This window comes from Mycoplana sp. 10N416 (assembly GCF_056394765.1).
The window spans coordinates 21,602-40,671 of sequence record NZ_JBFTIM010000009.1 but is presented as its reverse complement, the minus strand read 5'-3'; the positions used below and the strand labels follow the sequence as shown (position 1 = coordinate 40,671).

14 protein-coding genes and 1 tRNA gene are annotated in these 19,070 nt (G+C 62.5%); 8 read left to right on the top strand and 7 right to left on the bottom strand.

Translation table 11 applies throughout. The features are described 5' to 3' along the window. Positions 1 to 104 precede the first annotated feature (104 nt). Both AC1DDS_RS18395 and AC1DDS_RS18390 read right to left on the bottom strand, forming a co-directional pair. Positions 105 to 1,682 (bottom strand): ABC transporter permease, encoded by a 1,578-nt coding sequence (locus tag AC1DDS_RS18395; RefSeq protein ID WP_477480404.1) that lies wholly within the window; start codon positions 1,680 to 1,682, stop codon positions 105 to 107. 266 nt (positions 1,683 to 1,948) lie between these two features. After that, the gene (locus AC1DDS_RS18390) at positions 1,949 to 5,521 is read right to left on the bottom strand and encodes a PAS domain S-box protein (protein ID WP_477480209.1); all 3,573 of its coding nucleotides are present in this window, start codon (positions 5,519 to 5,521) and stop codon (positions 1,949 to 1,951) included. A 234-nt stretch (positions 5,522 to 5,755) separates the two neighbouring features. Here AC1DDS_RS18390 and AC1DDS_RS18385 point away from each other — a divergent pair, with 234 nt between their 5' ends. The 5 genes from AC1DDS_RS18385 (at position 5,756) to AC1DDS_RS18365 (ending at position 9,252) form a co-directional block, all read left to right on the top strand. Beyond that, positions 5,756 to 6,205: a phasin gene (locus AC1DDS_RS18385; RefSeq protein ID WP_477480208.1), complete on the top strand. Its 450-nt coding sequence runs from the start codon at positions 5,756 to 5,758 to the stop codon at positions 6,203 to 6,205. A gap of 163 nt (positions 6,206 to 6,368) precedes the next feature. Then, positions 6,369 to 6,445, top strand: a tRNA-His gene (locus AC1DDS_RS18380). Between the two features lie 240 nt (positions 6,446 to 6,685). After that, positions 6,686 to 8,041 (top strand): FAD-containing oxidoreductase, encoded by a 1,356-nt coding sequence (locus AC1DDS_RS18375; RefSeq protein ID WP_477480207.1) that lies wholly within the window; start codon positions 6,686 to 6,688, stop codon positions 8,039 to 8,041. Positions 8,042 to 8,176: 135 nt separating this feature from the next. Further along, positions 8,177 to 8,833 (top strand): VOC family protein, encoded by a 657-nt coding sequence (locus tag AC1DDS_RS18370; RefSeq protein WP_477480206.1) that lies wholly within the window; start codon positions 8,177 to 8,179, stop codon positions 8,831 to 8,833. A gap of 95 nt (positions 8,834 to 8,928) precedes the next feature. Then, entirely contained in the window at positions 8,929 to 9,252 is a 324-nt protein-coding gene (locus AC1DDS_RS18365) for an ATPase inhibitor subunit zeta (protein WP_477480205.1), read from the top strand. Between the two features lie 597 nt (positions 9,253 to 9,849). Here AC1DDS_RS18365 and AC1DDS_RS18360 read toward each other — a convergent pair. Then, positions 9,850 to 10,731, bottom strand: a complete 882-nt coding sequence (locus tag AC1DDS_RS18360) for a LysR family transcriptional regulator (protein WP_477480204.1) — start codon at positions 10,729 to 10,731, stop codon at positions 9,850 to 9,852. 120 nt (positions 10,732 to 10,851) lie between these two features. Here AC1DDS_RS18360 and AC1DDS_RS18355 point away from each other — a divergent pair, with 120 nt between their 5' ends. Then, entirely contained in the window at positions 10,852 to 12,348 is a 1,497-nt protein-coding gene (locus AC1DDS_RS18355; protein ID WP_477480203.1) for a CoA-acylating methylmalonate-semialdehyde dehydrogenase, read from the top strand. Between the two features lie 170 nt (positions 12,349 to 12,518). Here the strand turns inward: AC1DDS_RS18355 and AC1DDS_RS18350 are convergent, their stop codons facing one another. Continuing rightward, positions 12,519 to 13,538, bottom strand: a complete 1,020-nt coding sequence (locus AC1DDS_RS18350) for a DUF1254 domain-containing protein (protein WP_477480202.1) — start codon at positions 13,536 to 13,538, stop codon at positions 12,519 to 12,521. A 247-nt stretch (positions 13,539 to 13,785) separates the two neighbouring features. Then, positions 13,786 to 14,856 (bottom strand): Fe(3+) ABC transporter substrate-binding protein, encoded by a 1,071-nt coding sequence (locus AC1DDS_RS18345; RefSeq protein ID WP_477480201.1) that lies wholly within the window; start codon positions 14,854 to 14,856, stop codon positions 13,786 to 13,788. A gap of 134 nt (positions 14,857 to 14,990) precedes the next feature. Between AC1DDS_RS18345 and rirA the strand changes: the two genes are divergently transcribed. Then, a complete protein-coding gene (gene rirA / locus AC1DDS_RS18340; protein ID WP_310410899.1) occupies positions 14,991 to 15,455 on the top strand; it encodes an iron-responsive transcriptional regulator RirA in 465 nt (154 codons plus the stop codon). 115 nt (positions 15,456 to 15,570) lie between these two features. Here rirA and AC1DDS_RS18335 read toward each other — a convergent pair whose 3' ends face one another. Both AC1DDS_RS18335 and AC1DDS_RS18330 read right to left on the bottom strand, forming a co-directional pair. After that, positions 15,571 to 15,978: a response regulator gene (locus tag AC1DDS_RS18335; protein WP_477480200.1), complete on the bottom strand. Its 408-nt coding sequence runs from the start codon at positions 15,976 to 15,978 to the stop codon at positions 15,571 to 15,573. A gap of 192 nt (positions 15,979 to 16,170) precedes the next feature. Beyond that, positions 16,171 to 16,884, bottom strand: a complete 714-nt coding sequence (locus AC1DDS_RS18330) for a helix-turn-helix transcriptional regulator (RefSeq protein ID WP_477480199.1) — start codon at positions 16,882 to 16,884, stop codon at positions 16,171 to 16,173. A gap of 512 nt (positions 16,885 to 17,396) precedes the next feature. Here AC1DDS_RS18330 and AC1DDS_RS18325 point away from each other — a divergent pair. After that, positions 17,397 to 18,992 (top strand): ABC transporter substrate-binding protein, encoded by a 1,596-nt coding sequence (locus tag AC1DDS_RS18325; RefSeq protein WP_477480198.1) that lies wholly within the window; start codon positions 17,397 to 17,399, stop codon positions 18,990 to 18,992. Positions 18,993 to 19,070 lie beyond the last annotated feature (78 nt).

The window sequence follows — 19,070 nt, the reverse complement described above, 5'->3', positions numbered from 1 at the left end:
GGTTTCGGCGGCCCGGCCGCCCTCATGGCATGACGTCGTTTCCTGACGCTTTAGTTGGACAGCATCAAATTGTTGCGGGCGGCCGAAAGGTCGCCCTCTTTTTGTCAGCGATTGGTGGAGTTCAACGAACGCGACACCAGGAACACCGGCACAAGCCCCGCGGCAACGATAATGATGGCCGCAACCGACGCATCCTCCACCTTCGCCCGCGACGCATCCTCGTAGACGAGTGTCGCCAGCGTATTGAAGTTGAAGGGGCGCAGCATGATGGTCGCCGACAGTTCCTTCATCGCTTCGATGAAGACGAGCAGCGCAGCCGTCAGCGTTGCCGGCCGCATCATTGGCAGCAGAACGGTTCGCAATGTCTGGGCGCTTGTTCGTCCCAGGGTGCGCGCAGCCATGTCGAGGTGCGGCGACAGCTTGTGAAAGCCTGCATCGATCGTACCCTCGGCCATGGTGAGGAAGCGAACGGTGCAGGCGTAGATGATGGCAAAGCCGCTGCCGGAAAGAAGGAGCCCCGTCGAGAAACCGAACCAGTCGCGCGTCAGTCCGGCGACACCGTTGTCAAACCGGGCAAGCGGAATGAGCACCCCCATAGCCAGTACGGTTCCGGGCACGCCATAGCCAAAGGAGGCGAGGCGTCCGGCGACCGTGGTGAGCGGAGATCGGGCCGCGCGCGTCGCATAGGCGAGCAGGAAGGCGAGGACGACAGCGGCGCAGGCGGTCGAAAACGAGATCAACACGCTGTGCCAGAGCGCCGACAAGAGGCGCAGCGAAAGAAACTGATCCAATCGCTTCAGCGCATAGGAGCCGAGTACGAGGACGGGGATGGCAAAGCCGAAGAGCGGTGGAAGCAGGCACGCGACCGTTGCGACCCATCGCTTCCAACCCCTCAAGGGGAGACGGACCTGGTCGGCGACCGCCGCCGTCGTCTTGCTGCTGGTGAAGCGTTGCCTGCGACGGGCGGCGCGCTCGACGAAGAGCAGGGCGACAACGAAGAGGAGCATGACGCAGGCGATCTGCGCCGCACCGGCCAGGCTGCCGCGGTTCAGCCAGGTGTCGAATATCGAGAATGTCAGCGTCTGCACGCCGAGGTATTCGACGGCGCCGATGTCGTTGAGCGTTTCCATGGCGACCAGCGTCAGGCCGACCATGATCGCCGGCCGTGCCATCGGGATCTGCACCTTGGCGAAGACCGCAAGCGGACCGGCCCCGAGCGTGCGCGCCACATCGGCGGCGGCGCGTCCCTGCATCAGAAACATCGCTCGCGCGGCCAGGTAGATGTAGGGGTAGAGCACGCTCCCCAACACCAGCACGGCGCCGCCGGTCGTGCGGATCTCCGGGAACCAGTAGTCCCGGCGGCTCGTAAAACCGAAGATGGCACGCAAGGTCGTCTGCACTGGACCGGTGTAGTCGAGGAATTCGCCGAACGCGTAGGCCGAGAGATAGGAAGGGATGGCCAGTGGCAGAACGAGCAGCACCGAGAGCAACCGGCGCAGCGGAAATTCGCAGCTCGCCGTCAGCCAGGCGGTGATCACGCCAGTGATCGCCGTCGCAGCCGCAACGCCGGCGAGGAGCAGCAGCGTGCGCAGCGTCGCGCGAGGCAGGACGTTATTGAAGAGATGCGGCCAGTCGCTTCCCGATCCGCTGGCCGCGATCACGACGATCGCGACGATCGGCATGAGCACGATGAGGGACGTGAAGAGGGCGGCGCCGACCAGCGTGCGATGTGCATTTGCACCTGGCCTGTTGCGATCCCTTCCCAGGGTGAGACGAGCAAATACTTGCAACGCTGATCTTCCTCGTGTGCGGCCTTCTGCGAAGGGGCAATCAAGTCACGCGGGGGCGGCTGGCCCTCGGCATCGGTTGGCCCGGAGCACTGCCTTGTTCAGCGTTTCCTATAGAGGATCGGCTTGCCCCGTGCGTATGCCGAAGTAGCGCAATTGTCTCAAACTGCCAACACGCGCGGCGAGGGAAAGGTGACTTCGACGAGCGTGCCCTCGTTGGGGCTGGAACTGATGGCGAAGCTCGCGCGGTTCGCGTCCACCATGGCCTTGGTCAGCGGCAGGCCAAGGCCCGTGCCGTCGCCGCGCTTGCGAGCGCCCGTCGTCACCTGCCGGAACGGCTTCATGGCCTGCTCCAGCTCGCTCCGCGTCATGCCGGCGCCGGTGTCGCGGATGCGAAGCACGACGCTGCCGTTGGCCTCGTAGGACGTCGACACGACGATCTGCCCTCCGGACGGCGTGAAGCGGATGGCGTTCGACAGGATGTTGAGAGCAATCTGCTTGATCGAGCGCAGGTCGGCTACGACCGGGGGGACGGCCGTCGACAGCGACGTGCGAATGATGACACGCTGGCTGTTCGCCTGGGGCTGCACCAGTGATACCGCTTCCGATATGGTTTCGTTCAGGCCGACGGCGGTGAAGTCGAGCTCCATCTCGCCGGCTTCGATCTTGGAGATGTCGAGCAGATCATTGACGATGTCGAGCACATATCGACCGGACCGGCCGATATCGTTGGCGTATTCGATGTAGCGCGGGTGGCCGATCGGACCAAAGCGCTCGCTCGCCATCATGTCGGAGAAGCCGATGATCGCGTTCAGGGGCGTGCGGATTTCGTGGCTGACCCGGGCCAGAAAATCGCTCTTGTGGGCGTTGGCGGTTTCAGCCGCCCGCTTGGCGTTGCGCAGCTCTTCCTCGGTGCGCTTCCACTGTGTGATATCGCGAATGACGGCGCAGTAGCCGCTCTTCGAGGAAAGCCGCCCCATCGTCATGAAAAGAGGAATGAAGCCGCCGGAGGATTCGCGGCCGATAACCTCCCGCCCGTCATTCAGCACGCTCGCCACCCCGTGGCCGGAAAGGCCCGCGAGATAGTCGAGCACCGCCCGTTGACTCTCGTGCGCGAAGAGCGCGGCGAAAGGTTTTTCGCGGATTTCCTCTTCGTCGTAGTTGAAGAGCGCACTGGCCGAACGGTTGATCGAGCGGATTTCGCCCTCGTGGCCGACAATGACGACCCCATCCGTTGCGGTTTCAAGGATCGAGCGCAGCTCGGTTGCCTCGTCGCGCAGCGCCTCCAGCTCCTCTTGGTCGAGCATTTGCGCCGACAATTCCGCCGCCTCGGCCGTGACAGCGTGCCCGGTGGTTACCATAGGCGCGGTCGGCAGGATCGCCATCATCAATGCCGTGCCGCTCTCCCAGCGCACGGATTGCAGCCGGGCATTGACGGTCACGGTGTTCTCGCCGTCGGCGTGACGGAGCAGCATTGTTCCCGAGTGTTCCCGATCGTCGGCTTCCGGCTGGTCAAGCAGGACGTCCAGGCCGCCCGCCTCCTCCAGCTCGGCCAACGATCCGAAGCCGGTGAGGCTCATGAACTCCGGGTTCGCGTGAATCAGCCTGTCGCCGGCATGGATCAGCAGCGCGACGGGGAGCGCATCGACGATTGCGGCGGTCAGGCCATGGTCCATCGCGGTGCGCGGCGGCGCTATCGGCGCGCTTCTTGCGGGAACATCATTGGCGTGCTCGCCGACCTCAAGGCCCGGGATCTCATCCTGGTCGTCGACAGGAGCATCATCCGGGGCCAGAGATGCCGCTTCGCTGTTACGCGTGGCGCGCATGTCCTGCGCTTCTTCGGCCCCGTCCGTGGTGGGCGTGGCCGGCTGCATATCGGGGCGGCCGGCGACCGGCATATCCTCAGGCTTGCGCTTGCCGAAGGTTTCCCCGAGCTGCCGGGCGATCTCCCGGAAAGCAGCCTGCTCGCCACTTGAAAGCGCACCAGCACGGCCGCGCCGGTCGTCCAACTGGACGATCTTTTCCGATTGGCGCGGCGCGGGCGCTTCTACCAGTCGCAGCGCCGGCCGTTCGCCTTGAAAATCGTCCTCCGGCGCACCCGATGCATCGCTGGCCGGCTGCCCCGTCGGTGTCTCCGGTGTGTCGGAGGGTTCGTCTTCGAGTTCTTCTGCCAGCAACTCATCCAGCACGGACGGCGCAGGCGCAGGTGGGCGATCATAATCGTCCGGTTCTGCAGATTCCGGTAAAACTTCGCCGTCGCCTGGCGGCGTCTCCACCGGCTCGACACTTGCGAGATCGGTTTCGAGTGCCTGTTCTGTCACCTCGACGGCGCCCGAGAGCCGGAGGCCGTGCGAAGCCGGATCCTCAATGGCATCCGTGGTCCGCACGATGCCAAAGCCGCGGAAACCATCGAACTCACGTTCGCGCGAATAGGTCGGAAGCGCCGCGAGGTCGACCGGCACAACCAGGCTCGTGCCTTCGACCGGCCAGTGAATGGTCTTGCCCGACCACGTGTCGCGACGGCGCAGCAGTTCGGCAATGGTGCCGTCTGCGTCGAAGTCGAAGCGGCGCGCTACGTCGACAAAGGCTTGGCCGACCACATCGGCGGAACGCGGTCCGACCGCCTGGGCAAACTCGTCGGAGATCTCGCTGAACTTGCCTTCGGCATCGATCTTCCAGACGAAGCGGGCGGGGCGGGCCGCGGGATTGAAGAGAAACGATGCTTCCTCTGGCGCTGCCGGTTCAGGCGCCGGCGACACGTCCACCTTGTCATCCGCGGCAACGATCTCGGTGTCGCTGTCTGCTGCCGCCAGCCTGGCTTCCGCCGGCGCGCCGATTCCAGTCTCCGCTTCAGCCTCGGTGCCAGCGGGCGGCGCGTCGCTTGCCGGCGACTCTGATCGTGTGGCGGTCGCGCCGGTCGTCAAGGTCTCATCGCGGCGTTCGGAGACCGTCGGCGCGTCCTCGGCCGGGGCCACTGCCGCCGCTTGTGCCTGTGTCCCGTCGCTTGCGTCGTTGTCCTTTGAACTCACCGGGGCTGCGGGAGTTGCATCATGCTCGGCATCGAGGTGCCCAAGGATCGTCTCAACCGCAAACAGCAGGTTGAGGGTGGGGTCGAGCGAGACACGGCCGAGCGCTGCCGGCAGCAGACCCTTGCCGGTGGGGATTGGCCGCTTCACCAACCCGTCGCCCTCGCGGCGCGCGGCCTCGATCATCCGGCGACGCGCGTCCTCGCTGATGCCGAGCGCTTCAAAGCCGGGGGAGGCGGCGACAATGGCGCCATCGCCGTCGAGCACCGCCATATGGGTGTCGGGATCATCGAAGCCCGCAAGCATGGATGCCGCGCGAGCGGTCGCCGGCTCGTCCTTCGACGCAACCGGCGTGCTGAACAGGATCGCGTCTTGCCACGGAGTGAGAGCAATCCGTTCGACATGGGCATTGACAGGCAGGCCGCGAAAGCCGGAGCCGATGCGAAGCAGCAGGTTTCGACCGAGTCCCCTATGGGAAAGCTGTCGCGCGGCTGCGGCAAGCTGCCGGAAGACGACATCAGTGGGGGAGGGTGCATCGAGGAAATCATAGATTGAAGCATAGCCAAACAGGGCAGCTCCACGCCCGTTCGCCCACAGCACGGCCTTCATGTCGATCGAAAACAGCACCACCGCTTCGCCGCGGGCAAACGGCAGGCGCACCCGCTCGTGCACGGCGACATCGATAAAGGGGTACTGATGAGCGGACATCGGCAGCCTGTCATGGGTTCGCGGCGGCAGCTACCGCCGCACGCTTAACGCTTTATTAATAGCGACCCGGTTTCGGCCGGTCCAGCGTCGCCCCCTGTGCCCCCTGCTGTTTTGGCAGGCAGGGTTAACATTGTGCGTCGCACAATTATGTTGCAATGCACAATAAGATCCGCTATAACGCTGCCATCACGCAATTCGGTACCTCGTACGAGGGCCACATCAAGGATGATTGAAATGGCTGCCAAGAAGACCGATGACGTATTTTCCATTGCCGCTTTCGACCCGGCAAAAGTATCCGAGAGCTTCCGCGAGTTCGCTGAAAAGGGCGCTTCGCAATCGAAGGACGCCTATGCCAAGCTGAAGACCGCCGCAGAAGACGCGACGAAGGTCGTCGAGGCGACGTTCGAGAATGCCCAGGCCGGCACCGTCGAACTCGGCCTTACCGCCATCGAGGCGCTGCGCACCAATGCTGAAAGCTCGCTTTCGCACATGGAAGCGCTGCTCGGCGTGAAGTCCGTCTCCGAGCTGTTCGAACTCCAGACGGCCTTCCTGCGCAAGCAGGCCGAGGTGGTCGTCGAGCAGGCCAAGAGCATGCAGGAAGCCACCAAGAAGGTTGCCGAAAAGGTTGTCGAGCCGGGCAAGTCGGCCGCTGAAAAGGCGCTGAAGACCTTCAAGGCCGCCTGACCACTGTCGTTCCCATACCTGCGCCCGTTCGATCGAGCGGGCCGCTGGACCAAAAAGGGCTGGACGCATCGTCCGGCCCTTTTTAGTATGAACGACCAATAAGGGGCTTGCAATCCGGGCGGCGTGCCCGTATGTGAGCCACCAAGCGCGAAGCGCTTCCAGTGCGGTTGTAGCTCAGTTGGTTAGAGCGCAGGTTTGTGGCACCTGAGGTCGTAGGTTCGATTCCCACCAACCGTACCATTTTCCCCATTTGATAATCTAGGCGCGATGGTTGGTGCGTGGCCACCGGTCAATGCGCTACGCTACTGCGCGCGCTACCAATCGAAGTGATGAGGCGCGGTTCCGGCGGGAAAAACTCCGCCCGGTGCATCGGCGGTGCGCTCAGTCCCTCCAGTATGCTATGTTGACCGGTGTGAATGCGGGGATGGTGCGGGACGCCCCATCGTGACCATCGCCCGGAGGTCGTTTCGGAGCGGTCTGATGCGACAGTTCGATGCGATTTTTGTCGGCGCCGGCCAGGCGGCCCCCTTCCTTGCTGCGCGGATGGCCGAGCGCGGCATGAAGGTTGCGCTGATCGAACGAAAATTCCTCGGCGGAACCTGCGTGAACGCCGGTTGCATGCCAACCAAGACGCTGGTGGCCAGTGCCCGAGCGGCGCATGTCAGCCGCCGCGCAGCTGACTGGGGCGTGAGGATCGCGAGTGAAGTCGCGGTCGACATGCAAGCCGTACGTCGCCGCGCACACCAGGTGACCATGGACGCCCGCAATGGGCTGGCGGACTGGCTCGGCGGCATGGATGGCGTGTCCATCATTTTTGGCCACGCGCGTTTCGTTGCGGCCGACAGGGTCACGGTCAACGGCGACACCCTGACTGCCCCGCGGATATTCCTCAATGTCGGCGCCCGTCCGGTGATCCCCGACTTCCCCGGTATCGAAGACATCGACTACCTGACCAGCACCTCGATCCTCGAACTCGACACGCTGCCCCGCCACCTTGTGATCATCGGCGGCAGCTATATCGCCTTGGAGTTCGCCCAGATGTATCGGCGCTTCGGAGCAAACGTCACCGTGATCGAGCGTGGCGCGCGGATCGCCTCGCGCGAGGACGATGACATTTCCAGTGCGATCCGCGACATCCTCGAGGCGGAGGATATCGACGTCCGCACGGAGGCGGAGCACATTGGGTTTTCCCGGGCCGGGCACGGGATCCATGTGTCCCTGAACGGAGGCGGCATCGATGCCAGCCACGTACTCGTTGCGACCGGCCGCAAGCCGAACACGGATGATCTGGATCTCGACGCCGCCGGCGTTGCCGTCGATCCCCGCGGCTACATTGCCGTCGATGACGGGCTCGAAACCAACGTATCGGGTATCTGGGCGCTCGGCGATTGCAATGGGCGCGGAGCCTTCACCCACACGTCCTATAACGATTTCGAGATCGTTGCTGTAAATCTTCTCGACGGTGAGGACCGCAAGGTGTCGAGCCGGATCCCGGCCTACGCCCTCTATATCGATCCGCCGCTCGGCCGGGTCGGAATGACCGAGAGGGAGGCCGCCTCATCGGGCCGCAAGGTTCTTGTTTCCCGGCGGCCGATGGAACTGGTCGGGCGAGCAAAGGAGCGCGCCGAGACAAGAGGTTTCATGAAGGTAATCGCCGATGCCGACACCGGGGAAATACTTGGTGCCGCGATCTTGGGCATTGAGGGTGACGAAGCCATTCATGGCATCATCGATGCCATGAATGCCGGAACGCGCTACACCGAGCTGCAATGGGCAGTGCCGATCCATCCGACGGTCTCGGAGGTCATCCCGACGCTCCTGCGGGGGCTTGGCTGAAGCGACGCCGCCAGGGAGCGATCCGCCCCCGGGCCGATGCATCGGTGTACGCATCGGTTGCGCAGCGCGCGATGGCGATTGCGATCGACGACGGACCCACGATACCCGCCAGCCAACTGACAGGAAGGAACGACGATGTCTCAATCGGCAAAAACCAGTGATGCAGCAGTCGCGCCCCAGAAGGCTGTTAACGGCGACACGAAGCTTGAGGTGGTCGTCATTCCTGTTTCGGATGTTGATCGCGCCAAGGATTTTTACGGCGATCTGGGTTGGCGGCTCGATGCGGATTTCGCTGTTGGCGACGCTTTTCGGGTCGTGCAGTTCACGCCGCCGGGGTCGCCCTGTTCGATCCACTTCGGCAGGGGGATCACGGAGGCTGCCCCCGGTTCGGCAAGCGGAACCTATCTCGTCGTCTCGGACATCGAGGCCGCCCGCGCCGACCTCGTTGCTCGCGGCGTCGATGTGGGCGAGGTGTTTCACCGTGCCGGTCCGGGGAAGCCGCCGGTCAAGGGCCGGGATCCGGAGCGTCGCAGTTACGGTTCCTACGCCACTTTCAGCGACCCAGACGGCAACAGTTGGCTGCTGCAGGAAATCACAGCGCGTCTGCCCGGGCGTGTTGAGGCGACAAGCACGGCTTTCACGTCGCCGAGCGAACTTGCGGCAGCGCTTCGCCGGGCGGAAGCCGCGCATGGCGAGCATGAGAAGCGGACAGGTCAGCGTGATGCAGACTGGCCGGCCTGGTACGCCGAGTACATCGTGCAGGAACAGGCAGGGGGGCCGCTGCCGCAATGAGTGAAGCAGCGACGGGCAGGTGGGCGGCTATTAAACTATACTGCTCACAGCGCGTTGCCAGGACTGTCCCGGACTAGCGGCATTGGAGATTGTCAATGAATAGCCTTCACGCGGACATCCTGAGAATGGCACGGCGCAACAGGCTGGTTGGCATGTGGGCGGCGGAAAAATTGGGTCTCGTCGGCGAAAGCGCCAAGGCCTATGCGAATGACCTCGCCAGGGGCGCGCTCGATATCGAACGCAATGACGTGCTTGCCATCCTTCGCAAGGACTTCGATCGTGCCGGCGTGGTTCAATCCGATGAGCAGATTCTGAACATAATGAGCCAGTCCTGGCTGGAGGCCGGAAGAGGGACGAAGGGCACCGATTCCAGCGACGCCGCGCTGGTGCAGATTGTGCGCAATCTGCAGTCGAGGTGATGGATTTTGCGCACAAAGAACGCTGGCGCAGGCCTCACGCGTGCGGTCTGAAGGCCGATCTGTGGCTGCTATCAGCCGCCGAACCGCTCTGCTCGGAGCCGAAGTCGGTCACAAACAATGTCCGAGCATTGCCCCATCCTGCGCCGGGCTTAGTGCAGCCCCGCTTCCCACCGACAACGCGTCTCTACCGTTCATGTCCTTCGCTGCGGGAGCGAGTCGACCGGCAATTCTCCCCGGCGATAGCCGGGCAGCCGACCCGCCGGAAGGATCGTCAGAACAGCCAGTCCTGCCATGATGAGCAGCCCGATCTTCAAAGCGCGCAGGCGCGCCTCGGTATTGACGCGCACCGCCTCCGCCACTTGCTCCGGCGTCGCATCGGTGCCGGCAAGAACGGTCTCCAGCCGGTCGTTGCTGACGAAGTTGATATTGTCGAGGTCTACCTGCGCCTGCAGTTCGGGCGTGAGTTCCGGGCTCGCGGCAATTCTCGCAACCAGCGCCAGCAGCGGTGCCCGCCCTGTTTCCTGGCGCCTGCGCGTTCACATCAGAAACGCCTGGCCGAGCACGACGCCCACAACGATGAAAATTGTCGCACTCGTCTCAAAGGAATATCCGCTGCTCCTGCTCCACCAACTCCTGCACGTACGCCGTAACGGTGCGAACGCGGGCGAGGTCGCGGGCGCTTTCGTGATAGGTGGTCCAGTAGGCGCGGCGGATCGTCGTTTCGGACAGGATGCGCACGAGGTCCGGGTCCTGGCGGGCGATATAGTTGTGCAGGATGCCGATGCCGGCGCCAGAACGCACCGCCTCGGTCTGTCCCGTCGCGCTGGAGATCTCGAAGGCGGCATTCCAACTGCGCATGATCTCGCCGGTGAAGTCGAGCGAGGCGGTGAAGATCAGGTCCTCGACGTAGCCGATGCGGCGGTGCGCCTTCAAGGCTTCCACGTCGATCGGCTCGCCGTGAGCGGCGATGTAGCTGCGGCTCGCATAGAGGCCGAGCGTGTAGTCCGTCAGCTTGGAGGACACCAGGCGCCCCTGTTCGGGACGCTCCAGCGTGATGGCGATGTCGGCCTCGCGCTGGGAGAGCGAGAAGGAGCGCGGCACCGGCACGAGCTGGATCTTCAGCTCGGGATGGCGCGCCGTCAGTCGGCCGAGGCGCGGGGCGAGGAAGGACACGCCAAAACCGTCCGGGGCGCCGATCCGAACGGTGCCGGCGACCGCCGCATCGATGCGGCCGATCTTCGCCTGCGCCGCCAGCATCTCCGTTTCCATCCGCTCGGCGGCATGGAAAAAGACTTCGCCCTCGGCCGTCAGGTCGCAGCCGTTGGTTCGCCGCACCAGCAGACGCGTCTTCATCTCCTGTTCCAGCGCGCTGATGCGACGGCTTAGCGTGGCGTGGTTGACGCCGAGCCGGCGCGAAGCCGCGAGCAACTGACCGGTGCGCGCCACCGCGAGAAACATGCGAACGTCGTCCCAGTTCATTTCTTGGCCTTCGCTACGGTCGAGGACTATAATTTCTGCACAACGGTTGCTTATCGGAAGCGATTGAGTTGAGCAAATTGTAGTGCGATCATGCTCTCCATAACATCTGGAGGATATCCCATGCGTGAGATCGGACATTTCATCGGCGGCAAGCACGTGGCCGGCAAGAGCGGCCGCACGGCCGACGTCTACAATCCGGCGACCGGCGAGGTCCAGGCTAAGGTAGCGCTGGCAAGCGAAGCCGAAATGGCCGCCGCCGTCGAGGTCGCCAAGGCCGCTCAGCCCGCCTGGGCTGCCACCAACCCGCAGCGCCGCGCCCGCGTCTTCATGAAGTTCGTCCAGCTCTTGAACGACAACATGAACGAACTGGCCGAGATGCTCTCCAGGGAGCACGGCAAGACGATCGAGGATTCCAAGGGCGACATCATTCGCGGCCTGGAAGTTTGCGAGTTCGTCATCGGCATCCCGCATCTCTCCAAGAGCGAGTTCACCGAAGGCGCCGGCCCGAACATCGACATGTATTCGATCCGCCAGCCGGTCGGCATCGGTGCGGGCATCACGCCGTTCAACTTCCCGGGCATGATCCCGATGTGGATGTTCGCGCCGGCGATCGCCTGCGGCAATGCCTTCATCCTGAAGCCCTCCGAGCGCGATCCGTCCCTTCCGATCCGCCTTGCCGAACTGATGATCGAGGCCGGCCTGCCGGCGGGCATCCTCAACGTCGTCAATGGCGACAAGGGTGCGGTCGACGCGATCCTGACGCACCCGGACATTGGCGCCGTTTCCTTCGTTGGCTCCACGCCGATCGCCCGCTACGTCTACGGAACGGCGGCGATGAACGGCAAGCGCGCCCAGTGCTTCGGCGGTGCCAAGAACCACATGATCATCATGCCCGATGCCGACCTCGACCAGGCCGCCAACGCCCTGATTGGCGCCGGCTACGGCTCGGCCGGCGAGCGCTGCATGGCGATCTCGGTTGCCGTCCCCGTCGGCGAGGACACCGCCAACCGCCTGATCGACAAGCTGGTGCCGATGGTCGAGAGCCTGCGCATCGGTCCGTATTCCGACGAGAAGGCCGATCTCGGCCCGGTCGTCACCAAGGAAGCCCAGGCCCGCATCAAGGGTCTGATCGACAGCGGTATCGAGCAGGGCGCCAAGCTCCTCGTCGACGGCCGGAACTTCAAGCTGCAGGGCTATGAGGACGGCTATTTCGTCGGCGGCTGCCTGTTCGACCACGTCACGCCGGACATGGACATCTACAAGACCGAGATCTTCGGGCCGGTCCTGTCGGTCGTCCGCGCCAAGAACTACGAGGAAGCGCTTTCCCTGCCGATGAAGCACGAATACGGCAACGGCGTCGCGATCTACACCCGCGACGGCGACGCGGCCCGCGACTTCACCTCGCGCATCAACATAGGCATGGTCGGCGTCAACGTTCCGATCCCGGTTCCGCTCGCCTACCACTCGTTCGGCGGCTGGAAGGCCTCGTCCTTCGGCGACCTCAACCAGCACGGCACGGACTCGATCAAGTTCTGGACCCGCACCAAGACGGTGACGAGCCGCTGGCCCTCGGGCATCAAGGACGGTGCCGAGTTCGTCATTCCGACGATGAAGTGATCAGTTCAGAAGTAAAGAAACAGGCCCCCGCGAGGGGCCTGTTTTTTCATGCGCGCCGAAAGCGTGTATCGCGAGCATCGACAGGACAATCTGCAGGCGGCCGCCAGGCTCCAATCGCGACCGACTTGTTGTGGCGCCGTGAATTCGACGCGATGGGCCCAGATCCAGCTTCAGCCTGCCGGCTCGGGATTGGGAAATTTCCACTCGCCATTAAGGATTTCTGCACGTGGCCGATAGAGCCGCACCGTATAGTTCCAGCCGGGCATGATCGGCAGGCAATTTGAAATTTTTCCGTCGCAGCCTCCGAATTGTACGGTGACAGCGCCGCCCGGGTCTTTCTTCGCGGTAAGATCGTTAAGTGAATAGGCGTTGTAGGGATTCTTCTCGAAATAGCCGGCGGCATTGTAGACGCTGATTGACCAGAAGGCGTCCACCGGGACGTCTGCCACACGGAGCTTGTAGACGGTCTTTCCGTCATTGTTCGGCACCTGCGTTCCGATATAGGTCGCGTCCTTGTCCGGATTGCCGCCCCATCCTGCCGCGGTGCCGATCAGGTGCTTGATCGGGTCGACTTGCTCCTTGGTGCCGAAGGCGTGCTTGAAGCCGTCGGTGTGCTCGGCAAGCATCAGCAGAGCATTGCGGATCTCCGTCAGGCTTTTCGGGTCCCAGTTCGGCAATTCGAGCTTCCCGGGGCTTTCCTGGCTGACCTTGATCGCGTCCTGCAGCTTGTGAACCTCGTCGAGGTCGCCTGGCTGATTGGGATCGACCAAGGTGCGGATTGCGACCGTTACGTAACGGGTCCCGACGTCCTTCTCGGTGAGCGTGTGCGGCTTCTGGTCGTAGGCAACGAAAGGGACGTAATGGTCTTCGTTGACGATTTGCATCGACATGAAACGCTTGCCGGCGTCGGGGAGCGTAATCGTCACTGGCGCGGCTGCGAGATCGAAAACGCCGAAGGAATAGAGCGTGTCGCGGTTCAAGCGGATGACAGTCTGGTCGTCGATCGAAGCGGGCTCACGATTGTGGTGCAGCTTGCCAAGGCCGGCCTTCGCATTGGCAGCCATGTAATTGTCGGACTCGGCACGTGCAAAGTTGTCGACTGTGACCGGCGTTGTGATGCCGGTCGAAGATTGCGCGAAAGCCAGTGGAGCTAAAACGAGGAATGGGAATGCACTAATCATTCTCTTCATGGAGTATCTCCTCGGGTGCATGCGCAAACAATCTATGCGAGCAATGTGACATGTCAATTTCGAGGTCATGCGCGAGTGCATCGAGTCGGGCGGGGGCGGCCAGATAACGTCCGCCGTGTTGCTGCCGGCGTGTCGCCGCGAGATACACCAATGGGGGCACGGGCCGTCAGGGGGAACAAAAAACCCCGCCGTTGGCGGGGTTTTGTATTGAGGCAACCTGCGACTGCCGTAGCCGCAGCGGAGCCAGTTAGTTCGTCGGTCCGTCGTTGAAGCCGACCTTGTCGACCAGTTCGGAGGCCTTCTTGCGGTTGGCCGCGATGTCGGCGAGCGGAAGCGTGTCCGGCTTGATCGTGCCGAAGGACTTCACGACGTCAGAGGGCTCCTTGCCTGGCATCACCGGATACTCGTACACCTGCTCGGCATAGATTTCCTGAGCTTCGCCGGAAGCGAGGAAGTCGATCAGCTTCTGGGCATTTTCCTTGTTCGGTGCATACTTGGCCATTGCCACGCCGGAAACATTGACGTGGGTGCCGCGGTCATTGGCGTTCGGGAACAGCACCTTGATCGAGCTGGCCCATTCCTTCTGTTCCGGCTCCTTCTCGTTCGTCAGCATCAGGCCGACATAGTAGGAGTTGCCGAGCGCCAGGTCGCATTCGCCGGCGAAGATCGCCTTGGCCTGGTCGCGGTCGCCACCATCGGGCTTGCGCGCGAGGTTGTTCTTCAGTCCAGTGAGCCACTTTTCGGTCTCGGCTTCGCCATGGTGGGCGATCATCGAGGCGAAGAGGCCGATGTTGTAGGAGTGCTGACCGTCGCGGGTGCAGATCTTGCCCTTCCACTTCGGGTCGGCCAGTTCCTCGTAGGTGATGTCGTTCTGGGCGACGCGATCCTTCGATGCGTAGACGACCCGTCCGCGGGTGGTGAGGCCAACCCATGCGCCGTCCGGATCGCGATACTGGGCGGGAATGTCGGTGTCGATGATCGCGCTCTTGATCGGCTGCGTGATGCCGGCATCCTTGGCCTCGGTGAGGCGGCTGATGTCGACGGTGAGGATGACGTCGGCGGGGGAGTTCTCGCCTTCGGCCTGAATGCGCTCGACGAGGCCCTTGTCGAGGAACAGGACATTGGTCGCGATCCCGGTCTCGGCCTTGAAGCGGTCGAGCAGCGGCTGGATCAGGTCGGGCTGGCGATAGGAATAGATGTTGACCTCGCCATCCGCCAGCGCGGGAATGGCGGTGCTGGCGGTGAGCGACAATGCGATCGCGAGCTTCTTGAGATTGGCCAAGGGTCTGTTCTCCGTATACTTAACTCTGCGGCTCATCTTTTAGAACCTGTTCTCGAACAGTCAACTGGGGTATTCAAAATAACATGAAAGTGATTATCCGGTTTTTTGGAATTGTTCCAAAGTTCGATACAGCCTATATGTAGGACCACAGATCGAATTCGGAGCTTGAGATGCGCCTGACGAAACAGACGAACTATGCCGTACGGCTGTTGATGTATTGCGCGGCAAACGGAGAGAAGCTGAGCCGCATCCCGGAAATTGCCAAGGCGTATGGGGTGTCCGAGCTCTTTCTCTTCAAGATTCTGCAGCCGCTGACGCGCGCGGGTCTGGTCGAGACCGTACGGGGCCGCAACGGCGGCGTGCGGTTGCCAAGGGCCGCTTCCGAAATCACTCTTTTCGACGTCGTGCGGGTGACCGAGGATTCCTTCGCAATGGCGGAGTGTTTCGAGGCGGGCGAAATCGAGTGTCCGCTCGTCGACAGCTGCGGGCTGAACGCAGCGCTGCGCAAGGCGCTCAATGCCTTCTTCGAGGTCCTTCAGCAGTACACGATCGATGATCTCGTCAAGGCCCGTCCGCAGATCAGCTTCCTGCTTGGCATCGAAAACGCGCGCGTCGAGCGCCAACCGGCCGCCTAAGACAAACACCCATCACAATTTTCGGCGACCTGGCTGTGCCTGAGCGGGTCGCCGGGTCAGGAATCGCGCCTGCTGGCTGGTCGTCGCACATTCAGCCGTCGCTCGCGGCTCGGAGCTATCTGTCCGATCGGTTTTCCCGTTCGATATACTCCTGGATGATGAAGCCGATGGCGGTCGAATCGAGTTCGGTCTTGTCGATCCGGAAGTCCACCCCGTAATCCTCGATCGTCTGAAAATAGGGGTCGGTGATCGAGGACGAGATCACGCCGATCGGGCCGATATAGCCGTTCTGGCGCAGTTCCGGCACCGTCTCGCGGAAGTCGACTTGCGGCTGAAGCCGGTTGTCGATCAGGATCATGTCGAGAGCCGGTTCGCCGCTGCGGATGAACGCCAGGGCGGCTTCTATTGTCTCGACGTAGTGTAGCTTGATCTCTACGTTCGCCACCTTGCGCATCAACGCCCGCATGATGACGTTCTCCGCGGGATCGTCATCGACGAGCAGGATGTTCACTGTGACGGTCATGGCTATCTCGGGCTGATCGAATTCAGGGATGCATCGGCCGGATGGCGGTCGGGCAACCTTGACGTCCGCCTGCTGGCAAAAACCTGCCGTTCCCATCCGAGTACCACTCTGGTTCAGGCGGTAACGTTTCACAATCCCTCCGGGTGCGGATATGGCCGCCAACGCGACGTTGGCCAACGAAACGGCCGCCTTCTACAGGATGATCTGTTCGCGAATTGCCTTCGCCACCATCTGCGTACGATTGACCACGTCCAGCTTCTTCAGGATTGTCGCCGTGTGCGAGTTCACGGTGTGCTCGGAAACCGATACGATAAGGGCGATTTCGCTCGCCGTCTTGCCGTAGGAAATCCACCGCAGGATCTCGGTTTCGCGCGGGGTCAAGCCCATCCCGGTCTTGGCCGAAAGGACAATCCGGTAGAAGTAGTCGAAGACGCAGCCGCTCTCGTAGCAGAGTTGCATGTGCTGTTGCCGGCCGATGTCCTCGATGTCGCCCAGATAGAGGACGGCGTAGCGCGCGCCCGTGGGCGCATGAACGGGCACGCACACCGCCAGGTCAAACCCGAGCTGGCCGAGCAGTTCGTTCTCCACTCCCTCGGGACTCGGAGTTTGGGCATGCCACACCGTCGAGATTGTGGAACTGTGCAGGCTCTGGAAGACGTCGGATTCGCTGAAGCGGTGGCGCTGGTCATAGGTTTCGGCAAGCCCGGCCGGCAGATCGTGCAGCGCCAGCTTGCCGGAGAGATTGCTGCCCTCCTGTTCGGCGGCAAGCTGCAGCACGCCGAAGTGCTCGAAACCGTAGCGCAGGGCGATGCCGTGAAACAATCGAAAGAAGTCGACGCGATTGAGAGCCTTCTCCAAATCGCTTTCCAGGTCGTACCTGCGATGATGCTGCGAAAGTGCGGCCACCGGGTCTCCCAACCATCGAGCGATGAAATGAGTCTAGCGCCCCGAACGCCGGGAGCAAGGGGCAATCCGCAATCGCGTCAGCGTTTCGCGTATGCGAGCGTTTTGCGGATGTGACATTGTTCTGGATCGGAGTCTAGGTTTGAAGCTGGTAGAGCTGCATCCTTGTTGCGGTACGCCTTGCCGCCAGCACGGCGTGCCAGAATGCAGCTCTCCTGCCTCACGCCATGCGTTTGCCACAGGGCTTACCGGGGAGGCTATCGTTCAACGTCAGGATTGACAGCCGATTTGCAGTGGTTTTGCGATTCTCCACGCGGCCTGCCGAGACACGTGAGAAAGTCCCAAAAATGCCTCCTGAGGGCGATTATTCCCTAGTGTTCTCCATTTGGATAAATTTATTCGCGGACTTATTGCATTCCCGCGGCAAATATCGTTCCATCCGCGCAAGGCCGGGGCCCCTAATAGCGCCCGCGTCCGGACACGAGAGAACAAAAAGCAAACCTGGGAAGCTCGCTATGAAAAAGCTGACTACTCTCCTCGCGGCGACCGCACTCGCCTCCATGATGGGCTCGGCCGCCTGGTCGAAGACGCTGGTATACTGCTCGGAAGGATCGCCGGAAGGCTTCGATCCCGGCATGTACACCGCTGGAACCACCTTCGACGCGTCCTCGCGCACCGTCTACAGCCGTCTCGTCGAATTCAAGCACGGCGGCACCGAAATCGAACCGGGCCTCGCCGAGAGCTGGGAAGTTTCCGACGACGGCACGGTCTACACCTTCAAGCTCCGCCCGGGCGTGAAGTTCCAGACCACCGAATACTTCACCCCGACCCGTGAACTGACCGCCGACGACGTGATCTTCTCGTTTGAGCGTCAGTACAAGGAAGACAACAAGTGGAACAAGTATGTCGCGGGCGCGTCCTGGGAATACTTCGCCGGCATGGGCTTCCCGGAACTGATCAAGTCGATCGAGAAGGTTGACGACCTGACCGTGAAGTTCACGCTCAACCGTCCGGAAGCACCGTTCCTGGCCAACCTCGGCATGGACTTCGCGTCGATCATGTCGAAGGAATATGCCGACAAGCTCGAAGCCGACGGCAAGATGGAACTGATGAACCAGCAGCCGCTGGGCACTGGCCCCTACACGTTCGTCGCCTACCAGCCCGATGCTGCGATCCGCTACAAGGCCAACCCGGACTACTACGCCGGCCAGCAGAAGATCGACGACCTCGTGTTCGCGATCACGACCGATGCGGCTGTTCGCGCGCAGAAGCTGAAGGCCGGCGAATGCCACATCATGCCTTACCCGAATGCCGCGGACGTTGAAGGCCTCAAGGCCGATTCGAACCTGACGGTGATGGACCAGGCTGGCCTGAACGTCGCTTACCTGGCCTACAACACGCTGGTCGCTCCGTTCGACAAGCCGGAAGTGCGCAAGGCGCTCAACATGGCCGTCAACAAGCAGGCCATCGTCGATGCGGTCTTCCAGGGCGCAGCCACGGTTGCCAAGAACCCGATCCCGCCGACCATGTGGTCGTACAATGACGCCGTCGAGGACGACAAGTACGATCCGGAAGCCGCCAAGAAGATGCTGGCCGACGCGGGCGTCTCCGGCCTGAAGATGAAGATCTGGGCCATGCCGGTTGCCCGTCCGTACATGCTCAACGCGCGCCGCGCCGCCGAGCTGATGCAGGCGGACCTGGCAAAGGTCGGGGTCGAGGTCGAGATCGTTTCCTACGAGTGGGCCGAGTACCTGAAGCTCTCCTCCGACAAGGCCCGCGACGGCGCGGTCATCCTCGGCTGGACGGGTGACAACGGCGATCCGGACAACTTCATGGACACGCTGCTCGGCTGCGATGCTGTCGGCGGCAACAACCGCGCACAGTGGTGCAACCAGGAATTCGACGACCTGATGACGAAGGCGAAGGTCACCGCCGACGTCGCAGAGCGTACGAAGTACTACGAGGAAGCCCAGGTGATCTTCAAGAAGGAAGCCCCCTGGAACACGCTCGACCACTCGCTAGTCGTCGTCCCGATGAGCAAGAAGGTCTCGGGCTTCATGATGGACCCGCTCGGCATTCACCGTTTTGACGGTGTCGACATCGCCGAGTAAAATGACAAACAGAACAGCACGCCCTTAAGAGCGTGTATGGCCGGCGGTCCGAAGATATTCGGGCCGCCGGTTTTCCAA

Coding starts and splice junctions, on each gene's coding strand:
- AC1DDS_RS18395 (WP_477480404.1), bottom strand. CDS start 1,682: ATGCCGATCGTCGCGATCGTCGTGATCGCGGCCAGCGGATCGGGAAGC.
- AC1DDS_RS18390 (WP_477480209.1), bottom strand. CDS start 5,521: ATGTCCGCTCATCAGTACCCCTTTATCGATGTCGCCGTGCACGAGCGG.
- AC1DDS_RS18385 (WP_477480208.1), top strand. CDS start 5,756: ATGGCTGCCAAGAAGACCGATGACGTATTTTCCATTGCCGCTTTCGAC.
- AC1DDS_RS18375 (WP_477480207.1), top strand. CDS start 6,686: ATGCGACAGTTCGATGCGATTTTTGTCGGCGCCGGCCAGGCGGCCCCC.
- AC1DDS_RS18370 (WP_477480206.1), top strand. CDS start 8,177: ATGTCTCAATCGGCAAAAACCAGTGATGCAGCAGTCGCGCCCCAGAAG.
- AC1DDS_RS18365 (WP_477480205.1), top strand. CDS start 8,929: ATGAATAGCCTTCACGCGGACATCCTGAGAATGGCACGGCGCAACAGG.
- AC1DDS_RS18360 (WP_477480204.1), bottom strand. CDS start 10,731: ATGAACTGGGACGACGTTCGCATGTTTCTCGCGGTGGCGCGCACCGGT.
- AC1DDS_RS18355 (WP_477480203.1), top strand. CDS start 10,852: ATGCGTGAGATCGGACATTTCATCGGCGGCAAGCACGTGGCCGGCAAG.
- AC1DDS_RS18350 (WP_477480202.1), bottom strand. CDS start 13,538: ATGAAGAGAATGATTAGTGCATTCCCATTCCTCGTTTTAGCTCCACTG.
- AC1DDS_RS18345 (WP_477480201.1), bottom strand. CDS start 14,856: ATGAGCCGCAGAGTTAAGTATACGGAGAACAGACCCTTGGCCAATCTC.
- rirA (WP_310410899.1), top strand. CDS start 14,991: ATGCGCCTGACGAAACAGACGAACTATGCCGTACGGCTGTTGATGTAT.
- AC1DDS_RS18335 (WP_477480200.1), bottom strand. CDS start 15,978: ATGACCGTCACAGTGAACATCCTGCTCGTCGATGACGATCCCGCGGAG.
- AC1DDS_RS18325 (WP_477480198.1), top strand. CDS start 17,397: ATGAAAAAGCTGACTACTCTCCTCGCGGCGACCGCACTCGCCTCCATG.